The organism is Gordonia sp. CPCC 205515, assembly GCF_048537925.1.
GTDB lineage: Bacteria > Actinomycetota > Actinomycetes > Mycobacteriales > Mycobacteriaceae > Gordonia.
In genome coordinates, this window is the sequence record NZ_JBCLVJ010000012.1 from 36044 (window position 1) to 53668 (window position 17625).

General features: G+C 67.3%; 14 protein-coding genes. 5 read left to right on the forward strand and 9 right to left on the reverse strand.

The features are described from left to right. Positions 1-27: 27 nt before the first annotated feature. Complete coding sequence (locus tag AAFP30_RS19550) at positions 28-1056, forward strand: Rieske 2Fe-2S domain-containing protein (RefSeq protein WP_419231666.1); 1029 nt, start codon at positions 28-30, stop codon at positions 1054-1056. After that, positions 1037-2014: a PDR/VanB family oxidoreductase gene (locus AAFP30_RS19555; protein ID WP_419231667.1), complete on the forward strand. Its 978-nt coding sequence runs from the start codon at positions 1037-1039 to the stop codon at positions 2012-2014. The genes AAFP30_RS19550 and AAFP30_RS19555 overlap by 20 nt, the downstream gene beginning before the upstream one ends. Before the next feature lie 113 nt (positions 2015-2127). Here the strand turns inward: AAFP30_RS19555 and AAFP30_RS19560 are convergent, their stop codons facing one another. Both AAFP30_RS19560 and AAFP30_RS19565 read right to left on the reverse strand, forming a co-directional pair. Then, positions 2128-3729 (reverse strand): DUF222 domain-containing protein, encoded by a 1602-nt coding sequence (locus tag AAFP30_RS19560; protein ID WP_419231668.1) that lies wholly within the window; start codon positions 3727-3729, stop codon positions 2128-2130. A 316-nt stretch (positions 3730-4045) separates the two neighbouring features. Continuing rightward, positions 4046-4987, reverse strand: a complete 942-nt coding sequence (locus AAFP30_RS19565; protein ID WP_419231669.1) for an AraC family transcriptional regulator — start codon at positions 4985-4987, stop codon at positions 4046-4048. Between the two features lie 121 nt (positions 4988-5108). Here AAFP30_RS19565 and AAFP30_RS19570 point away from each other — a divergent pair, with 121 nt between their 5' ends. The 3 genes from AAFP30_RS19570 to AAFP30_RS19580 all read left to right on the forward strand — a co-directional run bounded on the left by AAFP30_RS19570 (position 5109) and on the right by AAFP30_RS19580 (position 8010). Next, positions 5109-5675, forward strand: coding sequence for a flavin reductase family protein (locus AAFP30_RS19570; RefSeq protein WP_419231670.1), 567 nt, complete (start codon positions 5109-5111; stop codon positions 5673-5675). A gap of 38 nt (positions 5676-5713) precedes the next feature. Next, positions 5714-7324 (forward strand): 4-hydroxyphenylacetate 3-hydroxylase family protein, encoded by a 1611-nt coding sequence (locus AAFP30_RS19575; protein ID WP_419231671.1) that lies wholly within the window; start codon positions 5714-5716, stop codon positions 7322-7324. Between the two features lie 65 nt (positions 7325-7389). Further along, positions 7390-8010 carry a nucleoside/nucleotide kinase family protein gene (locus tag AAFP30_RS19580; protein WP_419231672.1) on the forward strand — a complete coding sequence of 207 codons (621 nt, stop codon included), beginning with the start codon at positions 7390-7392 and terminating at the stop codon, positions 8008-8010. A gap of 16 nt (positions 8011-8026) precedes the next feature. Here the strand turns inward: AAFP30_RS19580 and AAFP30_RS19585 are convergent, their stop codons facing one another. From AAFP30_RS19585 to AAFP30_RS19615, 7 genes are all read right to left on the reverse strand, one after another. Further along, complete coding sequence (locus AAFP30_RS19585) at positions 8027-8560, reverse strand: RNA polymerase sigma factor (RefSeq protein WP_419231741.1); 534 nt, start codon at positions 8558-8560, stop codon at positions 8027-8029. 48 nt (positions 8561-8608) lie between these two features. Beyond that, positions 8609-9001, reverse strand: a complete 393-nt coding sequence (locus AAFP30_RS19590; RefSeq protein ID WP_419231673.1) for a hypothetical protein — start codon at positions 8999-9001, stop codon at positions 8609-8611. Positions 9002-9195: 194 nt separating this feature from the next. Next, positions 9196-11541: an ATP-binding cassette domain-containing protein gene (locus AAFP30_RS19595; protein WP_419231742.1), complete on the reverse strand. Its 2346-nt coding sequence runs from the start codon at positions 11539-11541 to the stop codon at positions 9196-9198. 102 nt (positions 11542-11643) lie between these two features. After that, complete coding sequence (locus AAFP30_RS19600; RefSeq protein WP_419231674.1) at positions 11644-12327, reverse strand: hypothetical protein; 684 nt, start codon at positions 12325-12327, stop codon at positions 11644-11646. Between the two features lie 107 nt (positions 12328-12434). Beyond that, positions 12435-14312, reverse strand: a complete 1878-nt coding sequence (locus tag AAFP30_RS19605; RefSeq protein WP_419231675.1) for an Hsp70 family protein — start codon at positions 14310-14312, stop codon at positions 12435-12437. Between the two features lie 32 nt (positions 14313-14344). Continuing rightward, the gene (locus AAFP30_RS19610; RefSeq protein ID WP_419231676.1) at positions 14345-15781 is read right to left on the reverse strand and encodes a GTPase; all 1437 of its coding nucleotides are present in this window, start codon (positions 15779-15781) and stop codon (positions 14345-14347) included. Continuing rightward, positions 15778-17604: a dynamin family protein gene (locus tag AAFP30_RS19615; RefSeq protein ID WP_419231677.1), complete on the reverse strand. Its 1827-nt coding sequence runs from the start codon at positions 17602-17604 to the stop codon at positions 15778-15780. The genes AAFP30_RS19610 and AAFP30_RS19615 overlap by 4 nt, the downstream gene beginning before the upstream one ends. Positions 17605-17625 lie beyond the last annotated feature (21 nt).

The window sequence follows — 17625 nt, forward strand, 5'->3', positions numbered from 1 at the left end:
ACCACTTCCAGCCCTCAGGAGCTCACCATGACCATCACCGACATCCGCACCGCCACCAAACGGGATCTCGCCGAAGAAGCCATGCGCCACAGCTGGTTTCCCGTCGCTCGCAGTGTTGACCTGGACACCCCACAGCGCGCCACCCTGCTGGGCGTCGACCTTGTCGTCTACCGCGACAAATCCGGTCGGGTCGCCGTCTCCGACCGGCGTTGCCCGCACCGCGGTGCCGACCTCTCGCAGGGCGAGGTGCACGAGCGGTCGATCGGCTGCCCGTACCATGGCTGGGAGTTCGCCAGCGAGAACGGCGCGTGCGTGCGCGTCCCGTCGTTGGCCGACCAGTCGAAGATCCCGCCGAAGGCCGCGATCCGCAATTACCCTGCGGTGGAACGCTTCGGGCAGGTGTGGACGGTGCTGGAGGACCCGATCCGCGAGCTCTACGATCCCGAGGAATGGCAGGGCGTCGACCTGGAATGGGCGGCCGCCGATCCCATCGATTCGCCGGTCGGCGTGGCGGTGTCGATCGAGAACTTCCGCGATGTAGCCCACTTCCCCTTCGTGCACAAGGTGTCCATGGGTCCGACCCCCGAGGTGGTCGAACCGCTGCAGGTGCAGCGCGACGGCCTGGAGGTCTGGATGGATCGTCCGCTCAACGCGGGCACCGGCGAGTGGGCCGGTGACGGAAACTGCATGATGCGCTACCACTGTGGCGCACCGGGTTTCGCGTCCATCACCTACCACTACGAGGATCTCGGCCGACGCGTCGTGGCCGGTTTCCCGTCGCCGATCAGCTACGAGCACGTGACCATTTTCTGGGGTGTGGCCAACGAGGTCGGCTTCAAGGGCGCGTCGCTCGAGGAAAATCTGCGCCTCGAGGAGATCGTGTATCTCGAGGATGTGCCGATCGTGGAAAATGTGGTTCCGCGCGAGGTTCCGTGGGATGCCGACTACCAGGAGTTCTCGGTGCCGGCCGACATGTTCACGCTCAACTATCGACGGTCGTTCATGGAACTGATGAATCTTGCGAAGGGGCAGGCCGATGTCGCCGCTAGCGCCTGACGGCCCTACCCCCGACGGCCTACTGCCGCTTCGCGTCGAGGCCACTCGACGCGAGGCGGCGGGCATCACCTCCTTCGAGCTGGCGTCGGTCGACGGCACCGCGCTGCCTACTTGGGAACCGGGCGCGCACATCGACGTGCACCTGCCGTCGGGTACGGTCCGACAGTACTCGCTGTGCGGCGACCCGAACCGGGGCGACCGCTACCGCATCGGCGTGCTGGAACTGTCCGACGGCCGCGGTGGGTCGATCGAGGCACACCGCGAACTGCGCTGCGGCGCTATGGTTGCGGTTGGGACACCCCGGCAGAACTTCCCGTTCGTCGAACACACCGACTACGTCTTCGTGGCCGGCGGCATCGGTGTCACGCCACTGTTGCCGATGATGACGGCGGCCGCGCGGGCCGGCCGTTCCTGGCGGCTGTTCTACGCGGCCCGGTCGGCGGACCACTTCGCCTTTCGTGACGAGATCGCGCTCCTCCCCGGCGGCGACGTCCGCTTGATCGAAGGTCCCCTGGATCTCGATCAGATCGTCACGGCCGCAGCAGAAGCCGAGGTGTATTGCTGTGGTCCCAGCGGCCTGATGGATGCCCTCGCCGGACGCATGTCCGCCGGCGGCCGCGGGACGCACCTGCATTGCGAGCGGTTCTCGGCCACCGTGCCCGCACCCGCCGACACCGACTCGCCGAGTCCGGCGTCGTTCGAGGTGGAACTCGCCCAAAGCGGCCAGACCATCACCGTCGACGACGGCGTCTCCGTCCTCGAGGCGATCCGCTCGGCCGGCGTCGAACACCCGTCGTCATGCGAGATGGGGTTCTGCGGCACGTGTGAGGTGAAGGTGCTCTCCGGCATCGTCGATCATCGCGACGATCTGCTCACCGACGACGAGAAGGCCGCGGGCGCAACGATGATGCCGTGCGTCTCCCGCGGCGCCTGTGCGCGACTGGTGCTCGACGTGTAACCAACTCTGAGCCCGACCCCTTGCTCCCTGAGCTGAGCAGCCGGCGACGTAGGAGCCAGCCGAGCGTGTCGAAGGGCAACGCAAGCCGACCCCTGTCACCGAGACCTGTTGCCTCAGAACGGCGTTTCGGGCCCTTCGTTGTGTCGCTTTCGGTTCCGATTCCTCTCCGCCCGGCGTCGAGCATGTTTGTTCGCCGTCCGACTGCGGGTGCGTGTCGGGCGTTCCTGATTCGACGGGTCGGTGGCCGGTGGAGCCTGGGGTGGGGCGGTGTAGCGGATGCGCCGCAGCCCGGGGAACAGTTCCTCCATCGTTTCGGCCTCACCCAGGATGATCAGACCCTCGGGAGTGACTGTCTCCGTGCGTAATCGACCAGTCGTGTCGCGCCACTGATCGTCGAGCCAGCCCGAGAACGTCTTCAGCAAATGCCACGGCCGACACTTCGGGTTCATGTTCTCCGACGTCGTTTGTCCACCCGCGCCGGGGTTGTCGTGGTCGAATTCCGCGACATGGTCGCCGTCACATTCCCACGCGCTGCGAGTGCAGCCGGGTTCACTGCAATACCCGTGCCGAATGCGGAGGAACGCATCCAGGGACGTGGTCGGCCGGTAGGGGTCCGACGGCAGTGAACCCGGCAGAGTGACACTGCCGTCAGGATTCATCGGAGTCCCCGCCGGAATCAGCGGTGCGATCCGCGCATCGGGGCGGGTGGCGAGTTCACGGACGTGTTCGTCGTCGATCACGCCGTGACCGTCGAGGTAGCCAGGATTGTTGGCCGTCCCGTTGAGGGTGGCCTCGTCGCAGACCACGTGGATGACGACCTTCGGGGCCACCGGCACCAGCGCCGTCGACGCCCCAGACTCACCCTCAGTGTCGGCACCCTCAGCATCGACATCGTCGAGTGTCACCGCGGAGATCGGGCAGTCCTCGTGCCCGCATTCACACGCGAACTCGCTGCCGGTCAACAACGCGAACTCGGCATCCGAGCGACGTTGATTCTTGGTGCGACCATCATGGGCACACACCCGGTCAGCCAGCCCATCGATATGGGCGTAGGCGATGCGGGCGTTCTCCGCCGACATCACCGCCGTCAGCTCGGCGGTCCCGTCGGCTCGCTTGTCCACCCAGACGCCACGCTTGTCCATCGCCTCCTTGCGACGTTCTCGCACGGCGTCGGGATCATGCCGGAAGATGAGGCGATCGACCATGTCGCGCAACCGCTTCAACGAATACGTACCGGCCCGCAACCGCTTCGCGATCTCGGCATCCACATACGGGGCATAGGATTGGCCGTCGATCAGATCGGTGTCAACAATGATCTGCCGGATCTGACGCTGGCTGATCACCCCGTCACCCAAACACTCGAACACATCCGGAAGTCGGTCCCGCACCACGATGGCCTCAGTGAGCAGCGTCTCGGCGTGATGGCGGGTCAGCGTGCGTTGCTGGGCAATCCGCGTCGCCGCGTCGGCGAACCCGTCGACCACGAACCCATCGGTGTCCTCCCGCGCGGCGACATACCGGTCGTAGACCACCTGCGCCGTCCGGTAGTCGCAGTAAGCCAGATAGGAGTGCCCGCGATCGAGATCGGTCATCCCGAGCAGCAGGTCGTTGATCGGCGCCTCATCGGCATCGGCAGGGTCGATCCCGCCGAGGAAGGCAGCCGGCAACCCACGCCACAACGGCGCCTCCGGTGGTGAGCCGGCTGAAGTGGACACGCGAGCGACCTTTCACCAGATACGGACATGGCTGCAGGACACCCACATTCATCTCTGATGCCACCCCTCAACTCTGGGGGTCGCGGCGCTTCGTTCGTTGTCTACTTCCTGCTAACCACGAACATACCTCGGGGGTATGACAATTCTGTTCGGTCGCGCGAGGACCCTTCGATACGCTCGCTCGGCTATCGCCTCGCGGGCTACTCAGGAAGCGGAAGGGGCCTCGGCGAGCGGACGGGGTTGCTGCCGACGCAGAAGTGGTTGCTGTGGGCGTGAAAGTGGTTGCTGTGGGCGCGAAAGTGGTTGCTGTGGGCGGCTAGTCGCGCAGGACGTGGGACGGGGGCGTGCCGTACTTGTGACGGAACGCGGCGGCGAAACGGCCGGAGTGGGTGAACCCCCATTTGAGTGCGACGTCGGTCACCGAGGTCGCAGTGCCGGCGACGAGTTCGTCGTGCACCTTGGCAAGCCGGATCTCCACCAGACACTCACGTGGCGACCGGCCGACGTACTCTTTGAAGCCCTCCTGCAATCGGCGCACGCTGACCCCGGCGACGTCGGCCATGTCGGCGGCGGTCCACGCCCGAGCCGGATCGGCGCGTAGGGCGTCGAGGACGCGGGTGATGATGCGCGGGCGCGGAGCCAGCCGGTCGGCCGGGTCGTCGGGCAACGCGGCGAGCAGGAAGGCATCGGTCAGCGACCCGGCGAGTTGCTCGGCGACCAGTGGATTGGCCAGGAGCGGGTCGTCGGTGGGTTGCGCGGCGAGGGTCTGCACGAGCCGGAACCAGCTGGCGCCCTCCGGCGAGTGCAGATCCAGTTGGTCGGGGATGGTCGCGGCCGGATCGCCGGCCACCCGGACCACCTCCTGTTGCAGGAAGTCGCGGTCGATCTTTACCCCGACGATCGTGCATGTGTCCGACCAGCGGGTGATCTCGGCGGGCATGTCGGGTGGATTGACCGTCGCAAAACCGCTGGTCGAGACGACGGTGTGGCCGGCGACGCTGGTCTCCAGCACACCGCCGAGCGGCACGTTGATGCCGTAGGCCCCCGGATGGTCGGAATGGATGGCCACTTCGGCGCCCCAGCCGATGCGCGCGATTCGTAGCGGGCCGAGCACGGTGACGGCGAGGTCGACGTCGTCGGCGGTGCTGCGCCCGTTCAGTGGCGTGAGTGTGTGCGGGAAGTAGGCGTCGGACACCGCACTCGACGCCGCGTCCCACTCCCGGTCACCCGGGATCTCCAGCCGCTGCAACTGGCTCATCCACACTCCTCTCGACTTCGCCGCGCTTTCCGGATCGGCACCGCGTTTGGCGGATCGTCAAGAGGCTTTCGTCGATTTATGTTCTACCTCACATTCTGCACGACGAGAGAGGAGGGATCACATGGAACGCAAGGCTCTGCAAAACGTTTTCGGGCAGTTCGCCAGCGGTGTCACCGTGATCACCTGCGAGAACGCCGAAGGAGAGCCCCACGGCGCGACGGTGACGGCCTTCACCGCCGTGTCCCTGGAACCGCGTCTGTGCCAGGTGACGCTGACGAAAAAGTCCAAGGCGTGCGGGTTCCTGGAGGGCAATCCGTTCGCGGTGAACATCCTCGCCGCCGACCAGCTCGACATCGCGATGCACTTCGCCGGCCGTCCGGCCGACCCGGGACCGCGCTGGTCCGACGGTCCCACCGCCCCGGTGCTGTGTGGCAGTGCGGCCACTCTGAGCTGCACCCCGTGGCGCACCTACGACGGCGGCGACCACACCATCTTCATCGGCGAGATCGTCGACGCCGAGGCCAGCGGAAAACCACCACTCCTCTACTACCGCAGCACTTTTCACGATCTCGGCGAACCCAGCGTGAACTCGCTCTGGACGCTGTCGGCCGACGACCCGCATTCCGGCTGGTTCGACTCCACGACGACCTTCACCCCCTTCCATCTCACCAATTCCCAGTCCGCCTGACCCGAACAACCAGTCCCGAATAGAGAGAGGTAACCGCAATGACCACCATCGACCGCCCCGAATCCGACGCCGCCCCCACCGTCAACCCGGCCGCCGACAGCGAGGCCAACAAGACCCGCAACTTCGCGTCGCGGCCGATGACCGGCGACGAGTACATCGAATCGCTCGAGGACGGCCGCGAGATCTGGCTGCACGGCGATCGCGTCAAGGACGTCACCACCCACCCGGCCTTCCGCAACCCGATCCGGATGACCGCCCGCCTCTACGACTCGATGCACGATCCGGAGACCAAGGACAAGGTCACCACCTCCACCGACACCGGCAACGGCGGCGTCACGATGCCGTTCTTCAAGGCACCCAAGAGCTCCGAGGACCTGATCACCGAACGCGACGCGATCGCCGAGTGGGCGCGGATGACCTACGGCTGGATGGGCCGCTCCCCCGACTACAAGGCCAGCTTCCTCGGCACGCTGCATGCAAACAAGGATCTCTACGCACCGTTCGAGGCCAACGCCGAACGCTGGTATCGCGAATCGCAGGAGAAGGTTCTCTACTGGAACCACGCCATCATCAACCCGCCGGTGGATCGTCAGTTGCCGCCCGACGAGGTCGGCGACGTGTTCATGAAGGTGGAGAAGGAGACCGACGCCGGCCTGATCGTGTCGGGCGCGAAGGTCGTCGCGACCGGTTCGGCCATCACCAACTACAACTTCATCGCGCACTACGGCCTGCCGATCCGCAAGAAGCAGTTCGCGCTCATCTGCACCGTCCCGATGGACGCCCCCGGCATCAAGCTCATCTGTCGCACGTCCTTCACCGAGCACGCCGCGGTGATGGGCAGCCCGTTCGATTACCCACTGTCGAGCCGGATGGACGAGAACGACACCATCTTCATCTTCGACAAGGTGCTCGTGCCCTGGGAGAACGTCTTCATGTACGGCGACGTCGACCGGATCAATGCGTTCTTCCCGCAGTCGGGCTTCCTGCCGCGCTTCACCTTTCAGGGCTGCACCCGTCTCGCGGTCAAGCTCGACTTCATCGCCGGCCTGCTGATGAAGGCGCTGGACTGCACCGGCTCCGGCGGATTCCGCGGCGTGCAGACCCGCGTCGGCGAGGTGATCGGCTGGCGCAACCTGTTCTGGACGCTGACCGACGCGATGGCCCACAACCCCGAGCCGTGGATCGGTGACACCGTCATCCCGCGCCTCGAATACGGCCTGACCTACCGCATGTTCATGATGCAGGGCTATCCGCGGATCAAGGAGATCATCGAACAGGACGTGGCATCGGGCCTGATCTACCTGCCGTCGAGCGCCGCGGACTTCAAGAGCCCCGACGTGCGCCCCTACCTCGACAAGTACGTCCGCGGCTCCAACGGCATCACCGCCGTCGACCGCGTCAAGGTGATGAAAGCGCTCTGGGACTCCATCGGCTCGGAATTCGGCGGCCGCCACGAACTCTACGAGCGCAACTACTCCGGCAACCACGAGAACGTCAAGGCCGAGTTGCTCTTCGCCGCCGAGAACCGCGGTGGCGTGGCACAGATGAAGGGCCTCGCCGAGCAGTGCCTGTCCGAATACGATCTCGACGGCTGGACCGTACCCGACCTCATCGGCAACGACGACGTCAGCTGGTTCGGCAACAAGTAGCGACTCGCTCCGGCGGCGCGTGACCTCGAGTCCGCGCCGCCGGATGCGTTCCTACAATTGGTCGCATGTCGCTATTCGCGGAGGTCGACGACCTGCTGACCGCCGGCAGCGCCCGGGTCATGATCGGCGTCACCGGACCGCCCGGTTCGGGGAAGACGGCCATCGCCCGGGCGCTCGTCGCGCACCGCACACGGAGCCACGGAGCGCAGTCCGTCGGTTACCTACCGATGGACGGCTTTCATCTCTCCAACGCTGTGCTCACCCGGCTCGATCAGCGAGATCGCAAGGGCGCGTACGACACCTTCGACGCCGACGGCTTCGTCGCGCTGCTGATACGGGTCCGCGACGCCGAGCACGACGTGTACGCACCCGACTTCGATCACACCATGGGTGAACCGATCGCCGCGTCGTTGATCCTCCCTGCCGCTGCGCAATTGGTCGTCGTCGAGGGCAACTACCTTGCACTCGACCATGGTTCGTGGTCGAGGATCACCGGTATGCTGGACCGCCTCTACTATGTCGATACCCCGACCGACCTTCGACGAGAACGGTTGCTGCGCAGGCACATCGCCGCCGGGAAGTCACCGGAGGCGGCCCGGGCATGGGTGGACGACGTCGACGAACCCAACGCGCGGTTGATCGAGCAGACCCGTAACCGCGCCGATGCCGAGATCAGCGGCGCATAAGGAGCTCGCGATCCGACTAGGACGGACTCATGGTGTCGCGCAACAACTCCGCGAGTTGGGTGCGCGCGCGGTTGAGCCGGGATTTCACGGTCTGCACCCCGATGCCCTGATGCGCAGCGATGTCGGCGTAGGAGAGATCGCCGAACTCGCGTAGCACCACGGCTTCCCGGAAGTCGTCGGGCAGCTTGCCGAGCGCTTCCCGGACAGCGTCACGCACCGCGACGCGCTCGTCGAAGGCCGGTGCGTCGTCATCATCGACGAGTTGCACGGGCTGCTCGGGGTCGGTGAAATCGGTGAGCTGGGTATTGGCCTTACGTGCGCGGACGACCATCAGGGCGTTGTTGGCGGCGATGCGGTGCAGCCAGGTGGAAAATCGGGCCTCGCCGCGGAACTTGTGCAGGTTCTGCCACGCGGCGATGAGGGTGTTCTGCAGCGCGTCCTCGGCGTCGTGCGGATTGCCGCAGATGTTGAGGCAGACCGCCCAGGCCTGGGTGCGGTGCGCTCCGGCGAGTTGGGCAAATGCGCGCTGATCACCATCGCGTGCCTGCATCAGCAGCACCGCTTCGTCCTTCACGTCCCCCACCTCGTCAGACTCTCATCACAGCCCGTGATGACCGCCGATGTCGTCGTGACCGTCGTGATCATGACCGTAGTCGTCGTGGTGGCCGAACTCGTCGACATCGTGGTGAAGGGTGTCGGTGTGGCCGGGGTGGATATCGTCGTGGTCGTCGTCAACCAGTACGGTGTCGTGTCCGGGCACGTCACCATGTGGCGGCTGGCCGTGGGCGACATCGGCAGTCGGATCGTCGGCGATGACCTGATCGTCGCCGGACGCCGGAGTGTCGTCCATGACGGGCACGGTGTCGGCGTCGGCGATCGCGGTCGGATCGAAGGCGGCGTGCAGCGCGGCCTGCCAGATCTCCGGGGGCGGCGGTGTGAGTGTGCCGGGGTCGACGCCGAGCGAAGCCAGGATCGAGGGCTCCTCGGGCATGTCGTGACCTCCTGTGGTTTCTCGGCTAGGGTGTGTCTCCCAATTCCTCTGCGAGGCATTTGCGGAATCGATGGTCCGCTGGCAAGGCGGAGGAGGGAGCGATAGCGGCAGCTATCGTGACCGACGACAACGCAGCCAGGGGGCCATCGAGCCGCAAAGGCCCGCAAAGGGAATTGGGAGACACGCCCTAGATGCTACCGGGCCGGTGCGGGGTTGGGTCGTTTCAGTTGCAGGCGCGCCGTGACATAGCCGGCGAGCAGGATCGCCATCAGCAGCAGTGCGCTGTAGCCGAGCAGGGTGTTGCTCAGTTCGGGTTGCCAGAACGTCGCCTGTCGGGTCTGCGGAGCGAGCGGCGCGATCCGGGTGAGGTCGACGGCGCCGGCGGCCACCGCGTACCCCCAGTACGACGGGAACAGCCAGGACAGCTGCTCCAGTCCAGGCGTGGTGAGCCGAAACAGGCCACCGCAGAACACGAGTTGGGAGACGACGATGATCACCAGCGGCGGCATCGTCTGTTCGGTGGAGCGCACCGTCGCCGAGATCGCCAGCCCCACCAGCGTACTGACGCAGGCCAGCGCGGCGACGGCACCGAACAATTCGAGCGGCGCCACCCCGAGCACCCCACCGTCCGGGAGTCCGGTGCCCACGAAGGCGATGGCCACCATCACCAATGACTGCAGGGTCGCGGCCGCGAAGTAGACGAGCACCTTGGCGGTGAGGTAGCACCCGGGTTGCAGTCCGACCGCACGGTCGCGTTCGAAGATGTCGCGTTCGCCGACGATGTCGCGGACGGTCAGCGCCGCTCCCATGAAGGTGGCGCCGACGACGAGAATGACCAGGATCTGTAGTGCCTCACCCGCGGTCTCCGTCGACTGGTTGACGGTGAACCCGCTACTGCCCGGAATGACCAGGGTCAGCAACCCCAGGACGATCGGCATCACCGCCAGGACCGCGAGATAGCCGGTGTCGGCGAGGATCAGGCGGATCTGTCGCCGCGCGACCATGGAGCACTGCCGCAGCGCGCTCCGGTGCGGTACAGCCGGCGAGGATGCGACGACGCGGCGCAGCCGTGGCGGCTGTTTCGGTGCGCCGCGCAGATATCGCTGATACGCGGTATCGGGCTGTGCGGCAACGAAAGCGAAGATCTCGGCCCAGTCATCGGTACCCATCGCGGCGCCGACAGCGGCCGGGGCGCCGAGGTAGGCCGTCTTGCCGCCGGGAGCGAGGAGCAGCACCTGATCGCACATCGAGAGGTAGGCCAACGAGTGGGTGACCACCACGACGACGCGGCCGGCGTCGGCGAGGCGGCGCAGGGTCGACATCACCTGGCGATCGAGAGCGAGGTCAAGACCCGAGGTGGGTTCGTCGAGAATGAGAAGCGCTGGGCCGGTGAGCAATTCCATGGCCACCGAGGCGCGTTTGCGCTGTCCCCCGGAGAGGGTGTCGACCCGGGTGTCGAGGTGCTCGGTGAGCTGCAGTTCGTCGAGCACACCCGCGATCACCGCGTCGCGGTCGGCACCCGGCAAGTCGTCGGGCAGGCGCAACTCGGCGGCGTACCGCAGGGCTTGGCGCAGGGTGAGTTTGCCGTGCAGCACATCCTGCTGCGGGACCATGCCGATCCGGGTGCGCAGCGCCGCGTAACCGGCGTGCACGTCGCGGCCTTCGAAGGTCACCGATCCGCTGGTCGGAACAGTCAGTCCGGCAATAATTTTGGCGACGGTGGACTTACCGGCACCGGACGGCCCGATGACCGCGGTGAGCGTACCCGGCCGGGCGACGACGTCCACGTCGGTGAGGAGTTCCTTGGTGCCGTCGACGATGATCCCCACGCCGTGGACGGCCAGCCCGCCGACCGGCGCGTCCGGGGTGTGCCCGCGGACCAGGGTCCGGCCGGCGACGACGAAGTCGCTGTTGCCGATGGTGATCGTGTTGCCGTCGATGAGTGCGCGCCGCTCGACGCGCTGACCGTCGACGTAGGTGCCGTTGATGCTCTCGAGATCGTCGATCCACAGGCCGTCGGCCGCAGTGGTGATCCGAGCGTGCAGTCGGGAGGCGAGGACGTCGTCGACGACGATGGTGTTGTCGGCGTTGCGGCCGATGGTGGCGACTCCGTCGAGCCGGATGGGCGCGCCGCCCTCGGCGTTGCGACGCATCGGCTGCAAGTGCGGTGCGCCGGCGAGTTGCCGGGGCATCGGTGCTGCCGACACCTCGAAACCGTCGCCAGTCCAGGGTGTTTGCGGTGCATAGGTGTCGAGGACGACGGTCAGGGCCGGACCGAGCGCCGGGGATCCGAGGTGTACGGCGACCGAGCCGTCGACGGGCACCTCGGCGATTTGCCGACCGCCGGTGAACACCCGCGCGGCGGGGTCGGCAACGACGAGCCACCACCCGGCGTCGCGCCACTGCAGGGCGAGATGGTGATCGAGGACGTCCGGGTGTGCGACGACGATGTCGTTGTCTCCGGCGGCGCCGATGGTGATGCGCTGCTGGTCGCCTACGGCGTGGATGGTTCCGTCGACGCTGATGCTGCCGGGGATCATCGTGGTCACTGCCGAGCCTGCTTCCTCGAGTGAATGGGCGTGAAAGAGTTTGGGACGGCGACCATTGCGGGCCGCCGCCCCGTCGTGGTGCGGGCAGGTGGATCAGAAAACGCCGTGGGCGTCGGACCCGTCGTAGTGGGCCGCGGTGTAGCCGTCGTGATCGTCCTGTGCACCGTAGGAGCTGTCGGTGTGACCCTCGGGAACGCTGGGGGCTTCCGGCGCCGACGGGTCACTGTCCGGGCTGTTGGACTGCAGGCCGGCCGGGCCGCCGTTGAGGTAGCTCATGACGTCGGGCTGTCCGTCGCCGTCGGTGTCGACGATCTGGGTGTCGGGTCGGCCGTCGTGGTCGACGTCGAGCACGGTGGTGTCCATGCGGCCGTCGTGGTCGCTGTCGACGAGCTTCACGTCGGGCACACCGTCGCCATCGGCGTCGAGCAGCATGCTCTCGATCTGGCCGCTCGCGCTCAGCGTGTCCTGCTCGTAGATGTGTCCGGAGGCGTCGAGGTGCGAGACGAGGTCGACCTTGCCGTCGTGGTCGGTGTCGCGGCCGACGATCGTGCCGCCGTCCGGGCCGGGCTTGGCGGCGGCGTCGATCGCGCCGTCACCGTCGGTGTCCATCTCCACGAGGTAGACGTGGCCCTGCGCGTCGACGTAGGTGTTGACCTGGTGGCCGGTGTCCGGGTCGGTGGAGTGCTCGACGTGGGCGCCGTTCGTGCTCTGCTGCGGTGCGGGGGCCGGGGCGGCGGGCGCCGGAGCGGGGGTGCTGGGGTGGATGCTGTCGGACATGGTGTGGCCTTTCCTCGATGCCCGGGTGGCCCGGGCGCTTGGGTTTGCGTTGTCGAAGATTGGTTGCACCCGGCACCGCAGAATGTTCCCCGTCGCCGAAAATAGATTTACGACATCAGTCCGGAGCGGGTGAGGAAGGTCTTCGCATCCTCGATGGATCTGAGCCCTTGCACGTCGGCGACCAGGCCAGATGACGTGTTCGCGTACTTGATCGTGTAGCTGTCGATGGTGGCCGAGGTGCGCGCGATATCGGCGGCGGCGGTCCGTGCGTCGTTCTCCACCAGCGTGCCCTTGCCGTCGCTGTAGATGCCGTTACGGATGTTCTTGATGCGTTGTTTGGCCTCGGTGACATCGCTCATGACGAGGGTGAATATCGAGTCCGGGGACGCGCCGAGCGACGCCAACGAGCTGTCGCTGTCGACCTTGCAGGTCAGCCTCAGGGCGCCGTCGACGTTGTAGCCGGCGCTGGTGCAGGTGGTCAGCGAGTCGCGGAAGGTGGCGGGCAATGCGGCGAGCAGCGCCTCCTGGTCGCGGATCACCGAGGCGTCACCGCTTGCCTGCACGGATACCGACGCGGACGATCCGGACGGCACCGAGGGGGTGTCGGGTTGTTCGTCGCGGTTCATCGCGGCGACGACACCCGCGACGATCCCGACGATGGCGAGTGCCGCGACTCCGATGACCGCGATCCGCCCCCATCGTCGCTTCGGCGTGCCGGTGTCACCGACGCCCGCGCCCGGGACCGCCGGATTGGGTGCGGTGCCGGCTCCCTGCCAGGACGGCATGAGGTCGGCGGCGCCGGGCACCGCTGCACCGGGCACCGCTGCCCCGGGCATCGTGGCTCCACGCGGCTGGTTCGGGGGCGGCTGGTTCGGGGGTGCCGCATCAGCCATCGCGGTCACCAGTGCACCCTGTGCCACCACGGTTTTCGGGTCGTCGAGAGTGGCGACCCGCCCCAGTTCGGCGAGACGCCGCTGCACCAGCGGGATCCGCGACGACCCGCCGGTCAGGTAGAGCGCGGTCAGTTGCTCGGGGTGAGTGATGCCCGCGTCGAGCAGGGTGGCCCGGGTAAGCGACATCGACTGGGCGACCGAGGGGCCGATGAGTTCGTCGAACTCATCGCGGGTGATCTGCAGGGTCTGTCGGCCACCCGGTGTGGGCACCGTGATGGTCGCCGACGGCGCTTCGGAGAGAAGCTCTTTGGCGCGGCGGATGGATTCCTGCAGTGACTGCACCACGTCGACCGGGGCCTGACGGCGGAGATAGGTGACCAGGTTCGGATCGCGGTCGTCGAGACGTTCTTCGACCCAGCGCCCGATCAGCGCGTCGAGGTTCTTACCGCCGAGACCGTTGTCGCCACGGGCCGCGACAACGGAGAAGGCGTTCTCGCTGGTGACAGTGAGGACCGCGACGTCCAGGGTGCCGCCACCGAAGTCGAAGACGGCGATCTTGGCGCCGGGTTGCATCGCATGCGATCGCGAATAGTGTGCGGCCGCGGCCCGGGGTTCGGAGATGGTGACGATGCGCGCGGGATCGATCCCGGCGTGCGCCGCGGCATCGACGAGCACCCGAATCTGTTGACGCGCCCACGCTTCCGGGTGGGTGAGCACGAGCTGCGTCGGGGGCGCACCGGCGTGGGCGGCCGCGCCGCGGGCGATGATCGCCCGCATCACCGCGCTCACCAGTGCATACGTGGGCAGCGTGACGTTGTTGACGGTGACGGTGGGGGCGCCGCCGATCAGCCGTTTCGGCGATGGCACGAAGCCCGCCGGGTTCTGTTGCGCCTGGTTGATCGCCGCGTCCCCCACCGAAATCGCTTGCGGCCCGGCCACGAAGACCGATGACGGCATCAGGTTGCTGGTGTGCGTCAGCGACAGCGTCTCGATGCGGCCGGTGGTGGCGCCCGAGTGCGCGGCGGCACTGTTGGAGGTGCCGAAGTCGATCGCGAGGGTCCAGGTGGCAGCGGACGTGGACGGTGAGGGCATGGGTTGCGTTGTCCTGTGATCGTTTTCGATGGTCAGCGCGCGGGCGGCGCACTCAGGGGCGTGTAGGTGCGGATCAGGGTGACGATAGCGGCGTCCTCGGCGGCCGAACCGGTGGCCAGCGCACGCTGGTGGGCCATCGCGAGCCGACGCTGCGCCTCGGCCATCACCGCGTGCGTGGGCGCCTGGTCAGGCAGTCCGACGCGACCGGCCGGCGAGGTTGCGGTGAGGACGGTGCGCAATTCGTCGGTCACCGCCGCCTTCGGATCGGTCCGCAGCATGCGCTGATAGTCCTCGAACACCGTCACCGGATGCAGGCTCGGGGTGGCACGCAATTGTGCTGTCAGAGAACGAATCTGCTCACGAGCGGGATGGGTGAAAGCGAGCCGGTCGAGGCGGTCGAGAATCCGGTGGGCACGATGCAACACCGCGTAGCGGGTGGTCGACGCGTCCAGCGCCCGGTGGAGCGTTGCGATACCGGACCGGTCGACGAGCCACCGGTTCAGTGCGGCCGCTCCCCCGGTCGCGACCCGGCGGCCGTTGATCACGCCGTACTCGCCGAGCAGTCCGAGAAGCCGATCGCGGACGGCCGGCATCAGCGAGCCGTCCACGGCGTCGTCGTCGAACATCAGCGTCACGTCGAGCGGGCTCATCGCCTGCAACGAGGCCAGTTGGGCGGCAAGCTGTTCGGTGAGCATGCCGGTGTGACTGGTCTGTGCCATCAGCCCGGAGATCGGCACGACGTCCTCGACGGTCCCCGCGAGTTGCGCGCTGAGCCGGGTGGCATGTTCGGCCGCGTGCCCGAGCGGATCCCGTCGGCCCAGTGCGCCTTCACCGAAGGCGTCGGCCCGCGAGAGCACCCCGAGCGTGTTGAGCGGGGTGAACGGGAGTTGCGCGAGGAAGTCGAGTTCGTCGCGTCGGGGTGCGGCGTCGAACAGAAAGATCGCGGCGTCCGCGTCGATGCTGGCGGTGCGGGTCTGCTCGAATCCGTCGATCGTCACCCGGCGCGTCGCGGCGTCGTTGGCAACGGTCAGCGTCGACAGTCCCGGTGTATCAATCAAAGTGAGGTTCCGTAGCGCCGCCGACGGCAGCCATCGGTCGACGAATGCAACGTCCGGCGAGTCGATCGGCAGGTGCACCCGCTCGTCGCGGTGCACGGCGACCGGATACCGACGGCCATCGATGCCCACCACATCGGCCCGCGACGGCGACCCGTCGGAGTAGATGGTGACCACGTTGGTGGCCTCGAGCGCAGCGGTCTCCGCGACCGGCGCCCCGATCAGCGCATTGACGAGCGTCGACTTGCCGGCCTTGAGTCGCCCGACGATCACCACCCGCGGTGGTGACCACAGGATCGAGCCGATCGAGTTGGCGTAATCGACGAGATCGCCTCCGAGCGAGGCCAAGTGGCGCAGGCCCTGATCGAGGGTCTGATGCACCGCCGTGCTCGGACCGGCATTCGGGCCGCTCATCGGGGGCCTCGCGACCCGAGCAGCGCCTCGGCGGCGACGATCCGTTTGTCGACGATCTCCAGATTGGTGGTCAATCGTTGCCGGGTCTTGTCCCGGCTCGCGGTGTCCGCAGCCGTCGCCTGCTGCACCTCGGTGATCGTGGCCTGTAGCTGCTCGATGTTGACACGCAGGTATTCGCGGTAGCGGATGACGATCTCCGGCCGGGCTCGAGCGACCGCACTGTCGAGCAGTCTACCCGTCGCCGCTTTGGTTGCGGCGATCGTTTCCCGCAGCCAGGCAAGGAGATTCGACTTTCCGGCGCGCATCGCGCGGAACCCCAGGTTGATGCCCACCCACACGGCACCGACGGCGGCACCGACCCCCACCAGGGCGGAGAGTCCCAGCAGGGTACCCAGTGTCGAGGAGCCGACGACACCCATCGTCAGCAGTGTCGGATCCAGCAGCCCGTGGCGTTTGCTGCCGACCTGGTGGGCTTCGATCTTCTTGTCCTGCATGGAGGTGACGATCGCGGCGGACAGTTCTTCCCACACACTGGGCTCGTCGGGGAACCGCGGCGCGATCACCGTGTCGTGCAGCTGCTGCAGGAACGTCGACAGGGTGTGGGCCATCGCGAGTTGCAGGTCGGTCTGCATGTCGGCGGTGAATTTCTGTGCGCTGCGGCGCAATATCTCCATGCCGTGGGTGTTGACGTAGGTCGTCCATTTGTCGCGGACGTCGTCGAGGCGGCGTTCGAGGTCGTCGACGGCCTCCTGGCGCAGGAGGGTGAGGTCGCGCGCCATGTAGTGTTCCCACTCTCGCGCCTGCGACTGGAGTTCCTCGAGTCGCGCCTTGTCGGCGGTGAGGTCGGGCAGGGCGTCGGCCCCGGCGTCGACGGCCTCGAGTTCCCGGGCGACCTTGCCGCGCACCACCCGTAGTCCTTCCAGGCAGGTGCGGACCGCGTCGAGGTGCGGCAGGTCGGCGGCGGCGTCGAGGCGGCGCGAGATCTCCTGCCGGAGGTCGGCGATGCCGCTGAGGCGTTCGAGACGGTCACGCTGCGCGGGATCGGGCGATTCGGCAGCGAGGACCGCGAGCAGACTGGACACTCCACAGACGGACACCGGCCGCTGTAGGTGTTCGGCGAGCAGACGCTCGTTGTCGGTGATGATCTCGCGCCAGCGTCGCAGGTTCTTGTCGGTCTTGGTGACCGCGACGACCACCGAGTCGACGGTGCGGGTCGCCTCGGCCACGAACTCCATCTCGGGGGCGGTCAGCGGACTCGACGCATCGCACACGAGGACGAGCACACAGGCCTGCTGCGCGGACTGGGTGGCCAGCCGGGACAGCCCGACATCCAGGCCGCCGACCCCGGGCGTGTCCACCAGGGTGATGTCATTCATTCGGGCGTCGCGCAGCGCGATCGCGGCGCCGGTCGGCAGTTCGTCGACCCGCGGATCCCGGACGTGCGCTCCGGTGGTGGTGACCCACCGTGCCAGTTCGTCGACGCCGGTCGGCCGTGGACCCGACGGGAAGAACAATTGTGCGGCGGACTCGCCGTCGAGTTCCGGGTCGGGCGTCACGCTGACCGCCACCGACGACGTGACCTCCACTCCGACCGGACACAGATCGCGTCGGCCCACCAGGGCGTTGACCAGCGAACTCTTCCCGCGCTGGACCTCGCCGACGACCACCACCGTCCGGGTCTGCCGCGCCGGGTCGAGTTTCGCTTCGGCGACGTCGGCGAGTGTCTCCATGCGATAGGCCCGCAGCACCTTGGCTGACGCCTCCACCACACTCGCCGCGGCGGTCGCCGACGGATCGGCGGCCGTGGGCGCGGTCTCGGTCATCGTCTCCCCCCGGTGGTCACA

Excerpts from the sequence above, each read along its gene's own strand:
- AAFP30_RS19550 (WP_419231666.1), top strand. The coding sequence starts at position 28 with ATGACCATCACCGACATCCGCACCGCCACCAAACGGGATCTCGCCGAA.
- AAFP30_RS19555 (WP_419231667.1), top strand. The coding sequence starts at position 1,037 with ATGTCGCCGCTAGCGCCTGACGGCCCTACCCCCGACGGCCTACTGCCG.
- AAFP30_RS19565 (WP_419231669.1), bottom strand. The coding sequence starts at position 4,987 with ATGAGCCAGTTGCAGCGGCTGGAGATCCCGGGTGACCGGGAGTGGGAC.
- AAFP30_RS19570 (WP_419231670.1), top strand. The coding sequence starts at position 5,109 with ATGGAACGCAAGGCTCTGCAAAACGTTTTCGGGCAGTTCGCCAGCGGT.
- AAFP30_RS19575 (WP_419231671.1), top strand. The coding sequence starts at position 5,714 with ATGACCACCATCGACCGCCCCGAATCCGACGCCGCCCCCACCGTCAAC.
- AAFP30_RS19580 (WP_419231672.1), top strand. The coding sequence starts at position 7,390 with ATGTCGCTATTCGCGGAGGTCGACGACCTGCTGACCGCCGGCAGCGCC.
- AAFP30_RS19585 (WP_419231741.1), bottom strand. The coding sequence starts at position 8,560 with ATGCAGGCACGCGATGGTGATCAGCGCGCATTTGCCCAACTCGCCGGA.
- AAFP30_RS19590 (WP_419231673.1), bottom strand. The coding sequence starts at position 9,001 with ATGCCCGAGGAGCCCTCGATCCTGGCTTCGCTCGGCGTCGACCCCGGC.
- AAFP30_RS19595 (WP_419231742.1), bottom strand. The coding sequence starts at position 11,541 with ATGATCCCCGGCAGCATCAGCGTCGACGGAACCATCCACGCCGTAGGC.
- AAFP30_RS19600 (WP_419231674.1), bottom strand. The coding sequence starts at position 12,327 with ATGTCCGACAGCATCCACCCCAGCACCCCCGCTCCGGCGCCCGCCGCC.
- AAFP30_RS19605 (WP_419231675.1), bottom strand. The coding sequence starts at position 14,312 with ATGCCCTCACCGTCCACGTCCGCTGCCACCTGGACCCTCGCGATCGAC.
- AAFP30_RS19610 (WP_419231676.1), bottom strand. The coding sequence starts at position 15,781 with ATGAGCGGCCCGAATGCCGGTCCGAGCACGGCGGTGCATCAGACCCTC.
- AAFP30_RS19615 (WP_419231677.1), bottom strand. The coding sequence starts at position 17,604 with ATGACCGAGACCGCGCCCACGGCCGCCGATCCGTCGGCGACCGCCGCG.